Origin of the sequence: Oceanobacillus chungangensis (genome assembly GCF_003369565.1) — a bacterium.
Lineage (GTDB): Bacteria > Bacillota > Bacilli > Bacillales > Amphibacillaceae > Oceanobacillus > Oceanobacillus chungangensis.
Map to the genome: position 1 here is coordinate 267807 of NZ_PIOD01000005.1, position 21500 is coordinate 289306.

Consider the following 21500-nt stretch of genomic DNA (forward strand, 5'->3'; position numbering starts at 1 on the left):
CCACGTTCTGTGAAACGTTTGCGGTCTGTCACTTAATTAGTTTCTCCATATGCAGAAGCTTCATAAAATCTATCATCCTCATACGATGATGATGCGATTTCTAAGTGGTCCTTAAGCACTGCTTTCACTTCATCAAGTGAAGCTTCATCTACTATCTGATAACTAACACCATTAATCGTTTCCGGATATGTTTCCAATTTCAATTTATCGATTTTACTCGTGCTGAAATTGGAATACTCTTTAGCGAAACCAAGCACTTCACTGATTCGCATATTCGTTTCAACATTGTTTCCAACTTCTCTAGCTAAGTCATCTATTTTAGTTACTGTACCAACGGATAGGGCTTTACTAATAATCGCTTGGATTACTTCTTGCTGTCTTTCGTTTCTGCCTATATCGCCTCTTGGATCCTCATATCGCATCCGAGCATAAGCTAATGCATATCTACCATCTAATTCCATTTCGCCCTCATAGAATTGCAGTTTCTCCGCTTTACGATCATCACTGTTTTGTTGGAAATCGAATGGGACATCGACTGTAACACCGCCTAGAATATCAATTACATTTTTAAATGCATCAAAATTAACGGTAGCATAGTAATCAATTGGAATATCTAAAAAGTTCTCTACAGTTTCAATCGTCATTTTCTTTCCACCGAAAGAGTGTGCATGGGTAATTTTATCTTGAATACCTCTACCTGTAATCTCGACTAGTGTATCCCTTGGTATACTTAATAGCTTAAGTCTTTCATCATCGGGATTAAATGTAGCTATCATTAAAGTATCTGTACGACCATTCTGTCCATTTGTAGAATAATCTTCTACTCCCATCAGTAAGACAGATACAGGATCTTTACTTATTGAAACAACCTCTTCACGCAGGTCTGATTTTTCTCTACCTAAATCATCATAAGACTCACTTGCAGCTTGTAGGGTTTGAATCGCCATATACCCACCAAAACCGACTAACACAAGAAACATTAGGATTACGATAAATAAAATACGACGTAATCTCTTTTTCTTTTTTGTTTTACGTACTAATATACGACCCATCGTATTTCTCCTTTAACTCCGTAAAATGTTTATCTTATTAATTATAATTACTACTTACTTTAATTGCAATACAAACTAAGACATAACTATTATAAATGATTGATGTTAAGGATAGGTTACAATTATAAGTAAAATAAAAGTAATTTACCTTATATTAGAGTTCATACGGGTTTTTTCTAAAGACATTTTGTTTAATTGTTGTACTGGATATTCCGTTCGTTCGGGGTAAATATACAACGTCGCAATAATCTTGTAAATAATCAAATTTACCTTTCCAATCGTCACCCATTACGAAAATATCGATATTGTATTTTTGGATATCTGCAACCTTTTGTTCCCAAGAATATTCTGGGATAACAAAATCAACATATCGAATCGATTCTAATATTAGTTTACGATGCTCAAAAGAATGGTATGCCTGCTTTCTTTTTTCTTGATTAAATTCATCGGTAGAAATACCTACCGTAAGATGGCCGCCCATCCCCTTTGCCCGCCTCAGTAGATGAATATGGCCAACGTGGATTAAATCAAAAGTGCCATACGTGATAATCTTCATCGTGGTTTATTCCTCCAAATAGCGCGACATTGATTAAATAATACCACATATTACGTCTAAATTTGATATATTATTAATAAATATAATAAAATTTGTGGGAGCAAAAGGATGTTAATAAATGGAAAACGAAATAAAGATTGCGTCAATTAATGTTAATAATCTAAGCAAAAAGAATCTATTACACTATCATCTTTTTTCGCGATTGAATCTGCAACAAAAATGTATGGTTGTTTTAGCAAATTCTGAACTGCTTCTAGAAACGAAGGAAAATCAAGCGTATAAGGCGGTAATCGAGCAAGCAGATTATGTGCTGCCAGCAAGCAAAGGATTGATTCTTGCTGCAAAAAAGCGAAAAAAAGCATTTCATGAACAAATCGATAGTGAAGAATTAATGATAGATTTACTTAAATTTGCTGAAGTTCAAGGGCTAAGCTGTTATTTTTTAGGTGGAAAAGATTATATTAATGAGAAACTTATTTTAGAGATAGAGAAGCGATTTCCAAAACTATCCGTCGTGGGTCATCGTCACGGGACATTTGATCTTAATGATCCACAAATAGTGAAAAATGTACAGGAAGCAAATGCTGATATTGTTTTTGTATCGTTGAAGGGAAATAGGCAGGAGCAGTGGATTGCAAATACATTCGGTAGCTGCAACAAAGGGTTATTTATCGGAGTTGGCGAGAGCTTTGATATTTTAGCAGGAGAAATGAAACGTATTCCCGACCAATGGAGAAAATTAAATTTAGCTTGGATATATCGAATACTTATCAAACCTTCTACTATTAAGAATGCAAGTAAAATTCAGAGAATCATAACACAAATTTTGCTGGGAAAAGACTAGATGTTAGGCTACTTTCTTAAATCCAGATGACGCACATTACGATTAGGTGACTGGCACTCCTTGAATTTTATTCAAAATTATTATTTGAAAGTTGCGTAATAATATAGCAAGGAGTTGAGTATAAAGGCATGAATGCACTATCTTTTAAAATGACGATTTAGTTGCGCTTCAACGAAATTACGCTGTATTATTTTTGCAACTGTATTGCCTTTTTTGCTAATCGGTCTGCATTTTTATTATTGCTTTCAGGAATCCATTTAATAAAAAAGTATGGAAAATGACTTATTTCTTCTCTAATAGTTTCTAGTAAAGGGAGGAATGTTTTATTTTTTGTGAAGTCATTTTCGATAACATCCACTACTACTTGTGAATCGGATCGTAACGATATAATCTCATTTGGAAACGTTCCCTTGCATATTTCCAGTGCTTTGATAACCGCATGAAATTCCGCCTCGTGATTGGTTAGATTCTCTAGAGGGAATGTATATTCATAGCTTTTCCCGTTCGCTTTAATATAGATACCGGCTCCACTAAGTCCCAAATTGCTATTTGATGCGCCATCCGTATAAACTTCAATCAACTTGACCCCACCTTTACCCGCTTATCATATTACCATTTTACACTAAAAATATTATTCCTCATATTCCTTAGTTACTATAGGGAAAAAAGCGATGTTATCTTCCTCAATAAACTTAAAAAATAGAAACAAGTAATTCACCAAGTTCATATATTCACGAAATAATACCACACTAACAGAGGCTGCGAAGCTAGTCCATTCCTTTAAATTATATAAAGTTTTTTTAACACAAAACTAAAGATAAATTAACAATCAACGTACTTGGATAGGTATAAAGACAGAATCGCAACTCATAATAAAATAAAGCCCCAAATGTGGCAAGTGTAAGGGAAAAACGATTATTTTATCCATAAATGACAATTTCTTCAAAAATCAAGTGAAAATATAATAGGTTCTATTGAACTAGTTCCAAAGTAATGAACCCTCCGAATGATTGATGAAACGGTAAATTGACACGAAATTTAATGATACTTATACTTAAATCGAATTGATAGAATACTAGAAAATTAAAGGGTCTGACCCTAAAAGGAGAGCTTAATCAAAATGAGTAAAGCTATATGGAGAAGGTTACTGAGTTTCCTATCGGTATTCACACTCGTAATTAATTTGCTGCTACCAACACTGCCAATTGTCGCAAGTGCGGAAACAGTAGATTCATCGGATTTAATTATTTCGGAATACATAGAGGGAAGCAGCTTTAATAAAGCAATCGAGCTTTATAATGGCACTGATCAGGCAATAAATTTAAGCGAATACACGCTTGAGCTTTTTGCAAATGGAGCGACTTCAGCTAGCCAAAAATTAAAGCTGGAAGGTACATTAGCAGCTGGAACAGCCTATGTTTTATATCATAATCAAGCAAATGATGCAATAAAAGCAAAGGGCGATTTTGCGAACAATAGCGTTATTAATTTTAATGGTGATGACGCAATTGTACTTAAGAAAGCGGATAATGTAACAGACTCGATTGGTCAAGTTGGCAAACGAATTGAAAACTTAAAAGACGTTACTTTAGTAAGAAATAGCAATATTACAACAGGTGATAAGATTATTGACGATGCCTTTGACCCAGCAATCGAATGGACAGCATTCCCTAAAGATGATGCATCGAATTTAGGAAAGCATACAATAGATGGTGCTGCACCTGAAGACCCTAATGAGCCGGGAAATCCAGTTGGCGTCATGTCCATTGTGGATGCACGCAAACAAGCGACTGGCGATGTTAAGGTAAAAGGAATTGTCACAGCGAAATTAAAAAACACCGTTCATTTTCAAGATGAAACAGCTGCACTTGCGATTTACCCGAGCTCATTAGATGTGAAAATTGGCGATGAAATTACGGTTTCAGGTACTCTTAGTGCATACAATGGTTTATTGCAATTACAAAATGTCTCCATTGAAGGGGAAGCAAAGCAAGTCGGTGTACCAGATGCAATCGTATTAACTGGCGAACAGCTTAATGAAGAAAATGAGTCGAAATTAGCATCAGTGAACAATATTACAATTGAAGATGTTCAGGAAGGCAATGGCTGGGCAAATTATACAGCAACTGATGGAACGGAATTTATCGTGCGTGATGAAAGAGGTACCCTCGGCTTAGAAGCAGGAAATACGTATGATTCGATTACAGGAATTGTTCAGGAGTTCAATGGTGCATTCCAAATCATTCCTAGAAATACAGCAGATATCATTGCAGATGAATCAGCAGTTCAGGCAGTAACAGCTACACCTGGTGCGGGCACGATGCCGACAGGAACAGAAGTAACGTTAGCAACAGGAACAGAGGGAGCAACGATTTACTTTACTACAAATGGTGATGAGCCAACAGAAGAAAGTGTTATATACAAGGAACCAATCGTGCTTGAGCAAGATACGACAATTAAAGCAATCGCCGTAAAAGAAGGGCTGAAAGCAAGTAATGTTGCATCATTTGCATATAAGGTTTTCGATCAGGAAGCTGGAATGCAAATCCATGATATTCAAGGTGAATCACATGAGTCACCGTTAAAAGGAACATTTGTAAATGATATTCAAGGTGTTGTTACGTATACGTATAAAATTGGCAGCGGCAACTATTTCCATTTCCAAACACCAGATAATTTAGCAGACGACAATCCAAAAACGTCGGAAGGTATCGTTGTATATACTGGAAATAAAGCTGGAAATGTGGAAGTTGGTGATTTGGTTAGCGTATCAGGTACTGTTGATGAGTACCATATCGATGGTTATAACGATACTAAACAAGAAACCGATTTATCTGTCACACAAATTAATGCTAGAGATGATCGTGGTGGAATTGTAGAAACTGTAAAGAGTAATGTAGGGATGCCAGCACCGATTATAATAAATGAAGAGAATCTTCCATCCGAAGTTATCGACAATGACAGCTTTGCAGTATTTGATCCTGAAGAGGATGCGATTGACTTCTGGGAAAGCTTAGAAGGAATGCTAGTTGAGGTTGGTACAGTGAAGGCTGTTGCACCACAAGAGCATGGCGACTTAATCACCGTTCTGGAAAACAGAGAAACAAATACAATTCATGGTGGTGTGAAGTTAACAGAAGAAACAGCGAATCCAGACCGCATCCAATTCAAGCTGTATGATAATAACGAGGCAAGAGATTTTGAAGTAGCAACTGGCGATGAATTTACCGGTCCAATTACAGGTGTTGTCAATTATGGCTTCCAAAATTATAAGATTTATGCTGATTTAGAAGAGATGCAGGCTAAATTTGTAAAAGGAGAAACAACACCAGAAACAACCACAATTGAAAAAGAAGAAGACAAATTAACGGTAGCATCTTATAACTTGGAAAACTTCTCAAACAATAAAGCATCATCATCCGATGATAAAGCTAGAAAATTAGCACGAGCATTTGCGAAAGATATGCAAAGTCCTGATATTATCGGTGTTACTGAAGTGCAGGATAATAATGGGCAGGATGCAGGAGATTCAGCAGCAAATGAAAGCTATGAGCGTTTAATTCAAGCGATTGTTGATGCCGGCGGAGTTCAATACGAATATGCCAATATTGATCCAGTGAATAATGCAGATGGTGGGGCACCAAATGCCAATATTCGTGTTGGTTTCTTGTACAACCCAGAGCGTGTGACATTAACAGAGGGTATGCCTGCAGGTGACGCAACAACAGCAGTTGGCTATAAAGATGGAAAATTAACACATAATCCAGGACGAATTGATCCAAAAAATGATGCGTTTAATAACAGTCGTAAGCCTTTAGCAGCTCAATTTGATTTCCAAGGTGAAAGTGTTATCGTTATTGCCAATCACTGGAATTCAAAATCTGGGGATACGCCATTATTTGGCTCTACCCAACCACCAGTTTACGACAGTGAAGTACAGCGTAAGAAAATCGCTACAATCGTAAGTAATTTCGTAACAGATATTAAGAATCAAAATCCAGAAGCAAATATCGTATCTGTCGGTGACTTTAATGATTATCAGTTTACAGATGCACTCAAGATTCACGAGGGCGAGCACATGACGAATATGATTAATAAAGTTGAAGATCAGGATCGTTATACGTATCTTTTCCAAGGAAATTCACAAGTGCTCGATCATATTTTAGTTTCGAATAACATAGTCGAAGAAACAGAGATTGATATCCTTCATATCAATGCAGACTTTACTGATATGGCAGGACGTGCAAGTGACCATGATCCGGTAATGGTTAAGCTGGATTTAGCTACAGAAGACGCTGAGAATCCTGACGAACCAGAAGAGCCTGAAAATCCAGAGGAACCAGCACCGACTGAACCTGAGAAAGAATATGATTTTACAAACTTAGAAGCAAAAGAACTCGTACTGCATGATAAGAGCGTATCAATTACAGTTGACTCCAATTCCAAAATTAAAAAAGGCATTGAATTTACTGGCGAATACGCGGAATTTCATGGAGATGGATTTACTAAGACGGAAGTAATCATCAATCCAAAGAAAGCAGGAGCGATTATTGACTTCAAGGGAACAGAAATGAAAAAAGTAACAATTAATGGGAAAAATGTTACTGAAATAAGAGGCTTTGAAAACATTGACAAGATGAACTTTAAAAAAGGTGCTGATCGAGACAAAATCATTTTTCGAGATTCTAATGGGAAGATGATTGTAGAAGAAATTGTACCAAAAGAAAAACAGGATTATGGCAATATTAAAACAGGGAAATTGAACATTAAAAATAAGAGTGTTGCGATCACACTCGGTGAGAACGCAAAGGTGAAAAATGGTATTGAGTTTACCGGAGATTATGCCGAATTTTATGGTGATGGTTTCAAGACTAATACGGTAACGATTAAGCCGAAAAAAGCAGGAGCCATCATTGATTTCAAAGGTACTGAAATGAAAAAAGTAATAATACAAGGGGAAAATGTTTCACAAATAAGAGGTGCAGAAAACGTCCATGAATTTGCATACAAAAAAGGTGCAAATGCAGACGACATCTTATTTATTGACACAATGGAAGAACCCGAACCACCAGTAAATAATCCACCAGCATTAACGACACCTTTTGAAAATAAAAAGGTGAATGCAGGAAACAGCATCGCGTTAACATTAACCGATTATTTTTCAGATGCAGATGGTGACAAATTAACATTTACTTCTACAATGGGAGAAATTGATTCAGATACTCTAACACTTAAGCTTGAGGAAGGCAGCCATATCGTAGCTATCACAGCTACAGATGGAACAGAAAGTATTACTGAATCGTTCAGTGTAACGGTTGAAGCAGCTGAAGCGGAAGTACCGCATGCAGATTATTATGCAAGTGCGATTGGTAAAGAAGGAAAAGCTTTAAAAGAATCTTTACATGAAATCATCGATGACCATCACGAGCTTTCTTATAATGAAGTATGGGATGCATTAAAAGTGACGGACGAAGACCCGAATAATTCGAATAATGTAATCCTTCTCTATTCTGGTGAATCACGCGCTAAGAATAAAAATGGTGGCATGGTCGGTGACTGGAATCGTGAGCATACTTGGGCAAAATCTCATGGAGGCTTTGGGACAAGTAAGGGGCCAGGTACAGATATCCATCACCTTCGTCCAACGGATGTACAAGTAAACAGCTCAAGAGGAAACCTTGATTTCGATAATGGTGGAAATGCTGTGAAAAATTGTGCTGATTGTAAACGTGACGGAGATTCCTTCGAACCACCGAATGAAGTTAAAGGTGATGTCGCTCGAATGCTATTTTATATGGCAGTGCGGTATGAAGCAGGCGACAGAGTAGATTTAGAATTGAATGACCGTGTAAACAATGGGAGTAATCCATTCCATGGAAAAATTTCCGTTCTGCTTGAATGGCATGAACAAGATCCTGTCAGCGAATGGGAAATAAACCGCAATAACAAGATCCAAGAATTCCAAGAAAACCGCAATCCATTTATCGATAACCCTGGATGGGCAGAGGATATTTGGGGAGAAGCACGATAAAAAATAGATATGTAAAAATGCAGTTCCTTCCTTGTAGGAACTGCATTTTTTTACATCGAAAAAATCTTTTGAAAAAATCTTAAATTATGTTTTAAAAATAACGTTAAATCAACATTTTATTAACAATTGATTGCTATTATAAAATTATCTATAAAGTGAACGGTATTATTAAAATTTGCTGAACAATAGAGGAGGGTTATTATGGAAAATCCTAATTATAACTGGAATAATTTAAGTATGGAGCATGTACTGAATATTAGAGATGAGGAATCAGATCCGATCGAGTGGCATGATCCGAAAGAATATCCATTTCAAGTTAGTGGCTTTGCATGGTTTAAACAGGAAAAGTTGTATCGGCGTATGCCTTCCCTGCCAAAAAATAAGCTCCCTTTATGTGTAAAAGAATTGGCAAATTGTACTTCGGGCGGGCAAATTCGTTTTAAAACAGATTCAGTGAAACTTGTAATCAAAGCAAGGCTTTCTGGTGTGGTTGATATTGGTCATATGCCGGCAGCAGGTCAATCTGGCTTTGATGTTTATATTGGAGAGCCTGGACAGCAGCATTTCCTTGCAACGGCAATTCCGCCGATTTTTGAGAAAACCTACGAAGCGACCCTTTGGGATTTCCCTAGCTCCTCCAGCCAGCTTAGAGAAGTAACAATAAATTTACCATTATATCAAGGAATCGAGGATTTATTGCTAGGAGTCGAGCCAGAAGCTATAATTGAGGCGCCAACTCCTTATATATCGGATAAGCGTGTGTTATTTTATGGTACATCTATCACGCAGGGGAGTAGTGCAAGCAGGCCAGGGATGTCCTATACAAATATTTTAAGCAGAAGATTCCAGCTTGAGTTTATTAATCTTGGATTTTCGGGGAGTGGCAAAGGAGAGCAAGAGGTTGCCATGGCAATCAGGGATATCGAAAATCCTGCTTGCTTGGTGATCGACTACGAAGCAAATGTTTCGCCAGAAGAATACGAAACAACATTGGTTTCTTTTATTGAAATCTATCGGGAGTATCACCCTCTTATTCCAATTATCGTAATGTCGCGGATTCCACACGCAATGGATATTTTCCCGGATCAAAATTTAGAAACGATGAGACGAAGAAATCATTCGAAAAAAGTAGTAGAACAGTTCAAGCAAGATGGTGATGCACGAATAAGATTTGTGGATGGTTCGAGATTGCTTGGAATGCGCTGGCATGAAGGTACCGTTGATGGCGAACATCCAAATGACTATGGATTTATGAAAATGGCAAATGGTTTGGAAGCATCTTTATGGTCAACTTTGAAAAGCGTTGGGGTTATGTGAGGAGAGCTTTTGAGTAATGTAGAACAAATTGTAAATTCGATATAAAGGGGAGTGACAAGGCACTCCTCATTATACTTACTCTATAATATCAATCCATTTATAATTATCCGAGCTCACTGGATAAGTAATCAGATCTTTTATATAATCTTTTTGCATGTAAGAAATACCCTCTTGATATAGTGGAAGAAGTACTGCATTCTCCTCAATCAGCAATCTTTCTGCCTTTAATAATGCTTCCCAGCGCTCCTCTGGATAATAGGATAAATTTGTTTTCGAATCATGTATATGCTTATCGTACTCTGGATCGGCATAACCCGTATGGTTTCCTGGGCTATCCGTATAGTACAGATTTAAATAGGCGAGCGGATCCCGGTAATCTCCGAGCCAGCCAGTAATAATCAGTTCATAATCCTGTCCAACATTTGCTGCAATGCTCGCTTTTGGCGTTAAATTTCTTATATTGATTGTCAAACCAGGAAGTTTCGATTCCATTTGATATTTAAGATTTTCTGCCAATTTTTTTGACTCTGAGGAATCCTTGCCTATTAATGTGAATTCAAGTTCTGTCTTGCCTAATTCTTCCAATCCCTTTTGCCAATACCCTAGTCCCTTTTCAAGATTGAATTCCGTAAGATCACCATTTTCCGTACGGAAGTCTTCGCCAGTCGCTGGATTTTCTGCTAATCCTTTTGGTACATATGCATTTGCCACAATTGATCCATTATTTAATAATGCATCAACAATAATTTGTTTATCAATTACAATGTTAAGGGCTTTGCGGATATTCAAGTTTGCCAGATCCGTTGTTTCTCCATCTTTTCCTTGGTTCATTTTCAAATAAGCAACAGCACCTGTAAGCGTCGTAGCAAATTCATCTTCCCCTTGAAATTGTTTCACATTATCACTTGTTAATTCGACGCGGTCAAGCTGTCCTTTTAAGTATAAATTTACTGCTGTTTCTGAATCTTTTACAACGTTTACTTCGATACTGTCTACATTTACTGCATCCTTGTCCCAGTATTGGTCATTTTTTTCGTAATTCCATGAAAGGTCGGTACTCTCCCAATTTGAAAGTACGAAGGGGCCGTTAAACAAGGTATGTTCACTATCTGTTGCATACTTATCCCCTTGTTCCTCAATAAATTCCTGTTTTTGTGGCATGAATGTTGCAATCGTTAACAACTCTTTGAAAAATGGCGCAGGATTTTCAAGTGTTACTTTTAATGTTTTATCGTCAAGAGCTTTAACGCCTAATTCATCTACAGGTTTTTCCCCGACTAAAATCTCTGTTGCATTCACAAGAATTTCTTCGAATGTTGGTCCGTATGCTGCACTTGTCTCTGGATCTACAGCTCTTTTCCAAGAGTACTCAAAGTCATGCGCAGTAACAGGTGATCCATCAGACCAAACGGCATCCTCCCTTAATGTAAAAGTCAGAACCTTTCCATCCTTCGTGACTTCCGGTTCTTTCGCTGCTAGTGCCAATTGTGGTTCACCATCTTTATCCAAACGATATAATCCTTCAAATACTTGATTGATTACATTAAAGCTGAAATCATTATCCGCTAATGTAGGATCAAGTCCAGGAATTTCCCCTGCAGCACTTAGTCGAACCACTTTCTCTTTGGTAGTAGCTTTTGAATCTGTATTTGATTCAGATGTTGATTCTTTACTTTCATCGGTAAAGCTGCATGCAGCAAGTACGAACGAAAGGATAATTAAAACGGCTATAAATTTTTTTATGTATTTCATTTACACTTTTCCCCCATCCTATAAGTAAGTAATCTGCAACTTTTATTATCTTATCGATAAAAGTTCTAATAGTAAAATTATTCAATTGGATTACTTGGTTTAATGTTTTGATTCGAAAAACGTATAGGTGAGTGACAGGCACCAAAAATATGTTATATTATATTTCTGAAAAAAAACAAACAAATACTGGAGGCAATATATATGTTTAAAAAACTGTTTGGTAAGAAAGAACCGGAAAAATTCGTATCCCCATTAACTGGTGATCTTATCCCAATAACAGAGGTTCCCGATGATGTATTTGCAGGGAAAATGATGGGAGATGGATTTGCAATCATCCCAAAAGATAACACAGTTGTTTCCCCTATTGCTGGTAAAGTTATTAATATTTTTCCTACAAAACACGCTATCGGTATCATGTCAAATGATGGTCGTGAAATATTGATTCATGTTGGAATAGATACCGTTGAATTAAATGGAGAAGGCTTTGAGACGTTAGTAGGCATTGATGACTCTGTTGAAGCTGGTCAACCACTGTTGAAAGTTGATTTCGATTATATCGGTAAAAATGCAACATCCGTTATTACACCAGTCATTTTTACTAACTTAAATGAGGGTGAGACAGTAACATTAGAAAAACAAGGTGCTGTTGAACGAGGAGCTGAAGGTATTATTTCAATAAAATAAAGTGAACCTTTTGCAGAGGATAAAAGTAAAGAAGATCAACAAAGCTGTTGATCTTCTTTAACCATAAAGGTTGATTGCTTTTAATGTTTTTTTACGACTCTTCATTAAATCCTCATTACTCAATAATTTATAAGTTAATAAGTCCAATAAAAATAAACCAGGTATCTGCGTATTAATAAATTTCTCATCATCTATGTATTTATAACTTGAAATGAGAACAATCTCATCTGCAAGCGCCGTTAATTCTGTGTCATGATAGTTCGTTACGATGATTGTTCCTGCTTGATTATCCTTTGCTAGTCTTGCCGAATCAATGACGCATTTTGTTTGACCAGAGTTTGAGAAGCAAATTAATAAATCATCCTTTTTTAATAAAGCACTTTTCATAAGCATCCCATGTGGATCTGTTGTTGATTTAGAAGATATCCCCATACGTTCAATTCTGCTATTAAATTCATTTGCAATTAATCCTGAGTTACCAACTCCGCAAAACAAAATATTATTGGCATCTTTCATTTGTTCAACAATTCTGCTCGTTTGTTCTTCTGTAATGAATTGCTGTGTTGATTTTAATATAGTTTCATAATAGTTATAAATAATCTCAAATGATTCCCCTGTTTTATTCTGTTCCATTGAATTATTTTTAACTAAGGAATATTTCATTTGCTGAAATGAATCAAAATCTACCTTTTGGCAAAACCTAGTAATGCTTGCTGGCGATACTTGAATTTCTTCAGCTAAATCAACAATGGTTTTATCTATTACCGTATGTTTATTCGCATTTAAATAACTTATAATTTTATGGTCATTTCCAGTTAATAATGAGTTGTATTTTTGAATTCTATTTTCGAAATTCATCTGATCGATCTTCCCTTCCTAGATCTAATCATAATTTTAACATTCTTGTAAGGGTTTTAAAAATTTTATTGACACAATTGAAAACGTTTGATAATATTTCTTATGAAAAATAATTTCTATAAGGAGAAAAAATATGAAAAACTTTTTCGGTAAAGCGCAACAATTTGGAAAGTCATTTATGTTACCAATTGCCATTTTACCTGCAGCTGGTCTGTTACTTGGTATTGGTGGCGCACTTTCTAATCCAAATACAGTTAGTGCATATCCAGTTTTAGATTATGCTTGGCTTCAAGCAATTTTTACTATAATGAGTTCGGCTGGTAATATTGTCTTTGCTAATCTACCGGTGATATTTGCAGTCGGTGTTGCCATTGGTTTGGCAAAGTCCGATAAGGGGACTGCTGGCTTAGCTGCTTTAATTGGTTATTTAGTAATGAACGCAACAATGAATGCAATCTTAATTATTACAGGTAATTTAGCTGCTGATAATTTATCTGCTGTTGGACAAGGGACTGCCCTTGGAATTCAAACATTAGAATCCGGAGTTTTTGGCGGAATCATTGTGGGGATTATGGCTGGCTTGCTTCATAATCGCTTTAATAAAATTGAATTACCACAGTTTTTAGGATTCTTTGGTGGTTCACGCTTTGTTCCAATTGTTACGTCGTTTTCAGCAATTATTCTTGGTGTAGTAATGTATTATGTATGGCCGATAGTCCAAAATGTTATTTTTAACTTTGGAGATATCGTAAATGCAACAGGTTATATTGGAACGTTTTTCTATGGATTTATTTTACGTATGTTGGGACCATTTGGTTTACATCATATTTTCTACTTACCATTCTGGCAAACAGGTTTAGGTGGTTCACTAGAAATCGCTGGTCAATTAGTACAAGGAACACAGAATATCTTCTTCGCACAATTGGGTGATCCGACAACTACGAAATTCTTTGAAGGTACAGCCCGATTTATGTCTGGTCGTTTTATTACAATGATGTTCGGATTACTAGGTGCTGCATATGCAATTTATCGTACAGCAAAACCTGAGAAGAAAAAAGTTGTTGGTGGATTAATGCTTTCAGCTGCACTAACATCATTCTTAACAGGTATTACAGAGCCTTTGGAGTTTTCTTTCTTATTCATTGCTCCACTACTTTATGTTGTGCATGCGGTATTTGACGGATTAGCATTTATGCTTGCACATATATTTGATATTACGATAGGTCAAACATTCTCTGGTGGATTCATTGACTTTATCTTGTTTGGAGTATTGCAAGGACAAGCATTAACAAATTGGATGTTCGTTATTCCAATCGGGATTATTTGGTTCTTCCTTTATTTCTTTACATTCACATTCTTAATTAAGAAGTTTAATTTCAAAACTCCGGGTCGTGAAGATGAGAAAACGGGTGATTCTAAAGCTGATAAAGCTGCAACAGTATCAAAAGAAGGCCGACCATTTGCTATCATTGAAGCATTGGGCGGAGAAGAAAATCTTGTGAATGTTGATAACTGTGCAACTCGATTACGTGTAACAGTTAAAGATGGTGAGAAAGTTAATAAAGCTGCATTAACTGAAACTGGAAGTAAAGGTGTTATCATTAAAGGAGACGGGGTTCAAGTAGTTTATGGACCACAAGTTTCTGTAATAAAAAATGAAATTGAAGAAGTATTAGATAATTAGGAGTTGAAATGTAATGCATTTACCAAAAAACTTAATCGTGTCTTGCCAGGCGCTAGAAGATGAGCCGTTGCATTCTTCATTTATTATGAGTAAGATGGCTTTAGCAGCTTATCAAGGCGGGGCTAAGGGAATTAGAGCGAACTCAAAAGAGGATATTATTGAAATCAAAAAAGAAGTAAAGCTACCTGTCATCGGAATTGTTAAACGAAATTATCCTGATTCAGATGTCTATATTACCGCAACATCTAAAGAAATCGATGAATTGATTGAAAGTGGATGTGAAGTAATTGCGATGGATGCTACTTTAAGTGCAAGAGCAGAAATGCCATTAGCAGAGTTAGTGAGCTACACTAGAGAAAAGGCACCAAATGTAGAATTGATGGCTGATATTTCTACTGTTGAGGAAGCGGTAAACGCGGAGAAACTTGGGTTTGATTATATTGGTACGACATTACACGGTTATACAAATCATACAAAGGGCAAAAAGCTCTATGATAATGACTTTGCATTTTTAAAAGAAGTTATGAAGTCTGTAAACAAACCAGTTATCGCAGAAGGAAATGTTGCAACACCAGAAATGTTGAAGCGAGTATTTGAGCTAGGTGTTTATTCTGCCGTTGTTGGTGGAGCAATAACAAGACCAAAAGATATTACAACTCGATTTGTTGATGAAATAAAAGAATTAGTGTAAGGGATTTATTTTCCTTTACATTTAAGATTAGGATGACTCGTTAAGAAAAAATGGGTCATCCTAATTTATTAAATATTTTTTTATCTACTAAGAGCAACGAAGTTTTCTTATAAGAACTGGTATAATAAAGGTAGAAATAATATAGAGAAGGGACTGAGCTTTGATGCATAATACAGCAATCCTAATAAAAAACGCAAAAATCTATTCAGAAGACAACGTCGTTTCAAATGGAAATATTTATATTGAAGAAGGGCGAATAAAAGAGATTACTGCGAGTAAGGAATATGATGAAAATATCTCAATTATAGACGGAACCAACCTTAATGTTATCCCGGGCTTCATCGACAGTCATATTCATGGTGCAAATGGTGCTGATACAATGGATGCAACAGAAGCAGCATTGGACAGAATAGCATCCGTGCTCCCTGAAGAAGGAACGACAAGCTTTCTTGCTACAACGATTACACAGTCACCAGAAAATATTGACAAGGCATTGGAAAACGTTGCGGACTATGAAAATAAATCGGGCCAGGCAGATATGATTGGCATACATCTTGAAGGTCCATTTGTAGAAAAATCAAAAGCTGGCGCACAGCCAATCGAGTACATAATCGAACCAAATATCGAACAATTTAAAAAATGGCAAGAACTTTCAGGTAATAAAATTAAAACAATCACAATGGCTCCTGAACATGACAAGACGGGAGAATTCATTAAGTATTTAACAGAAACAGGTGTTACGGTTTCTGCAGGTCATACGGACACAAATTATGCTGGAATAAAGAAGGCTGTTGCACAAGGGGTTAGCCAGCTGACACATTTATGTAATGCGATGAACGGCATTCACCATCGGGATATCGGCGCAGTTGGTGCGGCATTTCAATTGGAACAATTATCCGGAGAGATAATTGCTGATGGTATACACATTTCTAAAGAAATGCTACAATTAATCTATCAAAATATGGGAAGTAAACGCCTAATTCTAATTACTGATGCAATGCGTGCGAAATGCTTGCCACCAGGCGATTATGAGCTTGGCGGTCAACCTGTAATCGTGTCGGAGGATCGCGCTGTATTGGCAGATGGGACACTTGCAGGCAGCATTTTAAAGATGCATGAAGGTGCAAAGCAAATGCTGCAATTGGATGGTGTTTCGATGGAAAACGTCATTGAAATGGCCTCCATAAATCCGGCAAAACAGATTGGGATTTTCGATCGAAAAGGAAGTATTGCAAAAGGAAAAGATGCAGATATTTTAATCGTTGACGACCATATGAATATTAAATACACCATATGTCGAGGTGTAGTTTCATACAAAGGAGAATAGTAATGGAATTAATTAAAGTAAAAGATTACGATGCAATGAGCGAAGAAGCATGTGCATTCTTAGTAGAAAGAATTAATCGTCTCGAAAATCCGGTACTAGGACTAGCAACTGGTTCCACTCCTGAAGGTCTATACAAACGGATAATCGAAAAATACAATCAAAATGAAGTATCATTTAAAAATGTAAAATCATTTAATTTAGATGAATATGTAGGATTAGAAAAAGATAATCCAAACAGTTATTATTATTTTATGAAAGATAAATTATTTGACCATGTTGATATTTCCCTTAACAATGTTCGCGTACCAAATGGTGCTGCAGCAGATCTAAAAGCAGAATGTGAGGCACATGAAGCAGCGATCAAAGCAGCTGGTGGCGTAGACGTTCAATTGCTTGGAATTGGTGCAAATGGTCATATCGGTTTTAATGAACCTGGAACACCATTTACGAGCACAACTCAAGTTGTAGATTTAGAACAATCAACAATTGAAGCAAATTCTCGTTTCTTTGATTCTATCGAAGAAGTCCCTACACAAGCAATTTCTATGGGAATCGAGACAATCATGAACAGTAATGAAATTCTATTACTAGTTTCAGGTGAAAATAAAGCAGACGCACTTGCTAAACTAATGAATGGTGAAGTAACAGAAGAACTGCCAGCATCTGTTCTGCAAAATCATGCGAAGGTAACTGTAATTGCAGATGAAGCAGCATTGTCTGTTGTAAATGGAAAATAAATAATGATACAAGCGCTCGGGAATTAGCCTGTGCGCTTGTTTTTTATTAATCAGGAATTTTGATATATTTTATAGATATTGTGCATCCTAATACGGATCTGACTGTTAAGGAGGAGCCAACAGTAAGTGAGATGGAGCGACTGACTGTCACTTAGATTGGAGCGAAAAAGTGACAAGATAGAGCTCTCAACTGCTCGCCCTCCAACTGGGGTGAAATAGCACGAAATAGAAGTGCAAATCAAACTATTCCAAAACCAAACAATTAAATTTTGTCAACATTACAATTGCCAAATTGCTGTTTACATTACATTGATTATTAGGTACAAAACTCCTACGATAGAACTAATGAATTAATATTATTATTTTTTGAGAGGGGTATTATTATGGCTGAAAAAACGGGTTTTCGAGCTAAATTGCAACGTTTTGGTAGTTATTTGAGTGGCATGGTTATGCCTAATATTAGTGCTTTTATCGCTTGGGGTATTATTACAGCTTTATTTATTCCAGATGGCTGGTGGCCAAATGAGGATATTGCAGCATTAGTTGATCCAACGATTAAATATCTGTTACCACTATTAATAGCGTTTACAGGTGGACGAATGGTGTATGATTTACGTGGAGGTGTCGTTGGTGCGACTGCCGCTATGGGGGTAATTGTTGGTACAAATGTACCGATGTTCCTTGGAGCTATGATTATTGGTCCATTGGCTGGGTATTTGATGAAGAAAGTCGATCAATTATTCCAGCATCGAATTCGTCAAGGATTTGAAATGCTCTATAATAATTTCTCTGCGGGAATTCTTGCCGCAATTCTAGCGATTTTTGGTTTATGGGGAATAGGACCTGTTGTAGCCTCACTAACTAATTTACTAGCAGCTGGGGTTGAAGTAATTGTTGGAGCGAATTTATTACCACTGGCAAATATCATTGTTGAGCCAGCGAAGATTTTATTCTTAAACAACGCAATTAATCATGGTATTTTAACACCACTAGGACTTGAACAAGCGGCTGAAGCAGGAAAGTCAATCCTCTTCTTGCTTGAAGCGAACCCTGGTCCAGGATTAGGTATTTTGCTAGCATTTACTTTCTTCGGAAAAGGTGCGTCAAGAAGCTCGGCACCTGGTGCAGCAATCATTCAATTTTTCGGTGGGATTCATGAAATTTACTTCCCATACGTGTTAATGAAGCCAGCATTAATTTTAGCAGCAATTGCTGGTGGTGTGAGCGGTGTGTTCGTATTCCAAATCTTCGGAGCTGGATTAGTAGCAGCAGCTTCACCTGGTAGTATCATTGCAGTGTTAGCAATGACAGCGAAAGATAGTTACCTTGGTGTTATCGCTGGTGTGCTAGTAGCAGCGGTTGTTTCCTTTATTATTTCTGCAATCATTTTGAAATCGAGCAAAGCAGAGGAAGAAGACTTATCTGAAGCAACGAGCAAAATGGAAGAAATGAAAGGGAAGAAAAGCTCTGTGGCGGGAACGCTGAACAAAGAAGCAGCATCTGAAGTGAAGAACACGGAAGATATTAATAAAATCATCTTTGCATGTGACGCGGGAATGGGTTCAAGTGCAATGGGGGCCTCCCTTCTAAAGAATAAATTTAAGAAATCAGACATTGATATTTTTGTAACCAACAAAGCAATCAATGAAATTCCAGATGACGCAGATATCGTTATCACACATAAGGACTTAACAGATCGCGCTAAAGCGAAGATCCCAACAGCTGAGCATATCTCAGTAGAAAACTTCTTAAATAGTCCAAAATACGACGAGCTCGTGAACCGTCTAAAATAATAAAGGTTATATTACTGCAAGGAGGTGAACAGTGGTGAATATTTCTAGTCGGGAACGTCGGATCATTGACATTTTATTAAAAGGTGAAAATGAGCTGACGGTAAAGATGATTGCAGAAGAGATTGATGTCAGTGAGCGAACGATCCATCGTGATTTAAAGAGTGTCGAGAAAATAATTTTCGAATATCACTTAGAATTAACGAAAAAGACAGGTGTCGGAATCCGGATTATTGGCGATGAGGCAGACAAGCTTCAGCTTCAATTAGCCCTCTCTGATGTGTCAATCTATGATTTTTCACCAGAAGAGAGGCAATCCGTTATCCTGGCAACACTTCTAGAAATGAATGAGCCTGTTAAACTGTTCACCCTTGCAGATGAATTAAAAGTAACGGATGCAACGATTAGTCATGATTTGGATCAGCTGGAAAGAGAGCTTAGCTCTTTCCAGCTTGATTTGGTCAGAAAAAGAGGATATGGTGTTAAAATAGAAGGAAATGAAGAGGGGAAACGGGCTGCATTGAGTTATTTAATCACAAAGCACGTGGACCCTTTTGAATTTGTTTCCTTAATAAAAGATAGCATTCAAAAGAAGTCAACACATCAATTGAATGCTATTTCCAATCGTTTACTGCATTTTGTAAATCCAGAAAAGCTAAACATCATTGAAAGCGTCGTGGAAAGTGCACGCGGTGTATTACCGTATGAATTAGCGGATAGTGCCCATATTGGACTTGTTGTTCATCTTGCACTCGCGATGGAACGACTGCAAAAAGGGGAAATGATTAAGTTCGATCAAGCTTTTTTGCAGCAAATTGTTAATACGAGAGAGTATGCGATAGCAAAAAACATGATTAATAAGCTTGAAAAGAAGCTGAAGCTCGAAATTCCAGAAGATGAGATTGGCTATATCACGATGCATTTAATGGGCGCAAAAGTGCGCGTAGACAAGGATTATCTAATAGAGGAATCCAGTATTGATATTGCCTGTCAAGCAAAGGCATTGATTCAGTATGTTAGCGAAAATGTAACTGTTGATCTAACGAAGAACCCTGTGTTATTGCATGACTTAGTCGCTCATTTGAAACCAACGATTTATCGCTTGCAGCAACGCATGCAAATCAAGAATCCGATGATAAAAGAGATCATGGATGATTATCATGATTTATTTTTTATAATCCAGAATGGTGTTCGTGAGACATTCCCAGACTTGGATTTTCCAGATGATGAAATTGGCTATCTTGTGCTCCATTTCGCATCCACGATATTAAATGATGAAAGAGCGTTAGATTTACGGGCTTTAGTGATTTGCTCTAGTGGAATTGGTACAGCAAAGATGCTTGCGACTAAGTTAATGCAGCGGGTGCCTGAAATAAAAAAGGTGGATAATAAATCACTCTTTGATTTAAGTCATTTGAACCTTGATCGATATGACATCATCGTCTCGACGATTCCATTAATGGGATTCGACCGTGATTATTTTCAAACATCGCCAATGTTAACAAATGGAGAGATACATCGAATTAAGAAAAAGGTGAGGCAACGGAAGCTCAGCTTTCAGTCGGAAAATAGTGAGATCGCACCAATTTCTATTTATGAAGAATCGGAAAGCAACGAGAGTATGCTTAATATAGAATCAATCCAGAATTACTCGAAGGCAATCTTAGATCTTCTGCAGTCATTCCATATTCAGCAGACAACAGAAAAGCAGACAATTGAATCGATTCTGGGTGATGCCTGCACATCATTGGAATCACAAAAATTTATCCGAAATAAAGAAAATGTTGTTAAAAGGCTGCAAGAAAGGGAACAGTTAAGTGGACTAGGAATTCCCAATACATCTGCAGCACTTTATCATACACGCTCAAACGACATCATCGAACCGAGCTTCACCATTTGCGCTTTAACCAATCCAATAACGATTCAGGGGATGGACAATGAACAAATGAAGGCCGACACGATATTATTAATGCTTGCCCCTGAAATGGTGAATCATGAAGTACTAGAGGTTTTTAGTTTCTTAAGCAGTTTATTAATTCAAGATCAGGAAAGCATCGCATTATTTGCAACAGGTGATGAAGCAAAGGTGAAACACTATTTAGCCGAACAATTTCGGAAGTTTCTAATCGAAAAAAATTTATTATAGGTAATGTTCAAAAGGAGGATAAAAAGGACCG

Annotated in this window: 15 protein-coding genes; 10 read left to right on the forward strand and 5 right to left on the reverse strand. The window is 36.9% G+C overall.

Annotated features, from left to right (window positions below):
* Window positions 1-32: 32 nt before the first annotated feature.
* Window positions 33-1052: an LCP family protein gene (locus CWR45_RS05040; RefSeq protein WP_115748710.1), complete on the reverse strand. Its 1020-nt coding sequence runs from the start codon at window positions 1050-1052 to the stop codon at window positions 33-35.
* A gap of 154 nt (window positions 1053-1206) precedes the next feature.
* Complete coding sequence (gene tagD / locus CWR45_RS05045; RefSeq protein WP_115748711.1) at window positions 1207-1608, reverse strand: glycerol-3-phosphate cytidylyltransferase; 402 nt, start codon at window positions 1606-1608, stop codon at window positions 1207-1209.
* A gap of 118 nt (window positions 1609-1726) precedes the next feature.
* Between tagD and CWR45_RS05050 the strand changes: the two genes are divergently transcribed.
* Window positions 1727-2452 carry a WecB/TagA/CpsF family glycosyltransferase gene (locus CWR45_RS05050; protein ID WP_115748712.1) on the forward strand — a complete coding sequence of 242 codons (726 nt, stop codon included), beginning with the start codon at window positions 1727-1729 and terminating at the stop codon, window positions 2450-2452.
* Window positions 2453-2639: 187 nt separating this feature from the next.
* Here the strand turns inward: CWR45_RS05050 and CWR45_RS05055 are convergent, their stop codons facing one another.
* Window positions 2640-3032: a ribonuclease HI family protein gene (locus tag CWR45_RS05055; RefSeq protein WP_115748713.1), complete on the reverse strand. Its 393-nt coding sequence runs from the start codon at window positions 3030-3032 to the stop codon at window positions 2640-2642.
* A gap of 540 nt (window positions 3033-3572) precedes the next feature.
* On the opposite strand from CWR45_RS05055, the gene CWR45_RS05060 reads away from it, so the two are divergent.
* Both CWR45_RS05060 and CWR45_RS05065 read left to right on the forward strand, forming a co-directional pair.
* Window positions 3573-8483, forward strand: a complete 4911-nt coding sequence (locus CWR45_RS05060) for an endonuclease (RefSeq protein WP_211315933.1) — start codon at window positions 3573-3575, stop codon at window positions 8481-8483.
* 201 nt (window positions 8484-8684) lie between these two features.
* Entirely contained in the window at window positions 8685-9800 is a 1116-nt protein-coding gene (locus tag CWR45_RS05065) for an SGNH/GDSL hydrolase family protein (RefSeq protein WP_115748714.1), read from the forward strand.
* 75 nt (window positions 9801-9875) lie between these two features.
* Here the strand turns inward: CWR45_RS05065 and CWR45_RS05070 are convergent, their stop codons facing one another.
* The gene (locus CWR45_RS05070) at window positions 9876-11552 is read right to left on the reverse strand and encodes a peptide ABC transporter substrate-binding protein (RefSeq protein ID WP_115748715.1); all 1677 of its coding nucleotides are present in this window, start codon (window positions 11550-11552) and stop codon (window positions 9876-9878) included.
* A gap of 201 nt (window positions 11553-11753) precedes the next feature.
* Between CWR45_RS05070 and CWR45_RS05075 the strand changes: the two genes are divergently transcribed.
* On the forward strand, window positions 11754-12236 hold the full coding sequence (locus CWR45_RS05075) for a PTS sugar transporter subunit IIA (RefSeq protein WP_115748716.1): 483 nt from the start codon (window positions 11754-11756) through the stop codon (window positions 12234-12236).
* Window positions 12237-12293: 57 nt separating this feature from the next.
* Here CWR45_RS05075 and CWR45_RS05080 read toward each other — a convergent pair whose 3' ends face one another.
* On the reverse strand, window positions 12294-13094 hold the full coding sequence (locus CWR45_RS05080) for a MurR/RpiR family transcriptional regulator (protein ID WP_115748717.1): 801 nt from the start codon (window positions 13092-13094) through the stop codon (window positions 12294-12296).
* Between the two features lie 133 nt (window positions 13095-13227).
* Between CWR45_RS05080 and ptsG the strand changes: the two genes are divergently transcribed.
* The 6 genes from ptsG to CWR45_RS05110 all read left to right on the forward strand — a co-directional run bounded on the left by ptsG (window position 13228) and on the right by CWR45_RS05110 (window position 21469).
* Entirely contained in the window at window positions 13228-14778 is a 1551-nt protein-coding gene (ptsG, locus tag CWR45_RS05085) for a glucose-specific PTS transporter subunit IIBC (protein ID WP_115748718.1), read from the forward strand.
* Between the two features lie 13 nt (window positions 14779-14791).
* The gene (locus CWR45_RS05090; protein WP_115748719.1) at window positions 14792-15469 is read left to right on the forward strand and encodes an N-acetylmannosamine-6-phosphate 2-epimerase; all 678 of its coding nucleotides are present in this window, start codon (window positions 14792-14794) and stop codon (window positions 15467-15469) included.
* A gap of 163 nt (window positions 15470-15632) precedes the next feature.
* Window positions 15633-16796: an N-acetylglucosamine-6-phosphate deacetylase gene (nagA, locus tag CWR45_RS05095; protein WP_115748720.1), complete on the forward strand. Its 1164-nt coding sequence runs from the start codon at window positions 15633-15635 to the stop codon at window positions 16794-16796.
* Window positions 16797-16798: 2 nt separating this feature from the next.
* The gene (gene nagB / locus CWR45_RS05100) at window positions 16799-17533 is read left to right on the forward strand and encodes a glucosamine-6-phosphate deaminase (protein WP_115748721.1); all 735 of its coding nucleotides are present in this window, start codon (window positions 16799-16801) and stop codon (window positions 17531-17533) included.
* 383 nt (window positions 17534-17916) lie between these two features.
* Window positions 17917-19326, forward strand: coding sequence for a PTS mannitol transporter subunit IIBC (locus tag CWR45_RS05105; RefSeq protein ID WP_115748722.1), 1410 nt, complete (start codon window positions 17917-17919; stop codon window positions 19324-19326).
* Window positions 19327-19357: 31 nt separating this feature from the next.
* Window positions 19358-21469 (forward strand): BglG family transcription antiterminator, encoded by a 2112-nt coding sequence (locus tag CWR45_RS05110; protein WP_245975340.1) that lies wholly within the window; start codon window positions 19358-19360, stop codon window positions 21467-21469.
* Window positions 21470-21500: the final 31 nt, after the last annotated feature.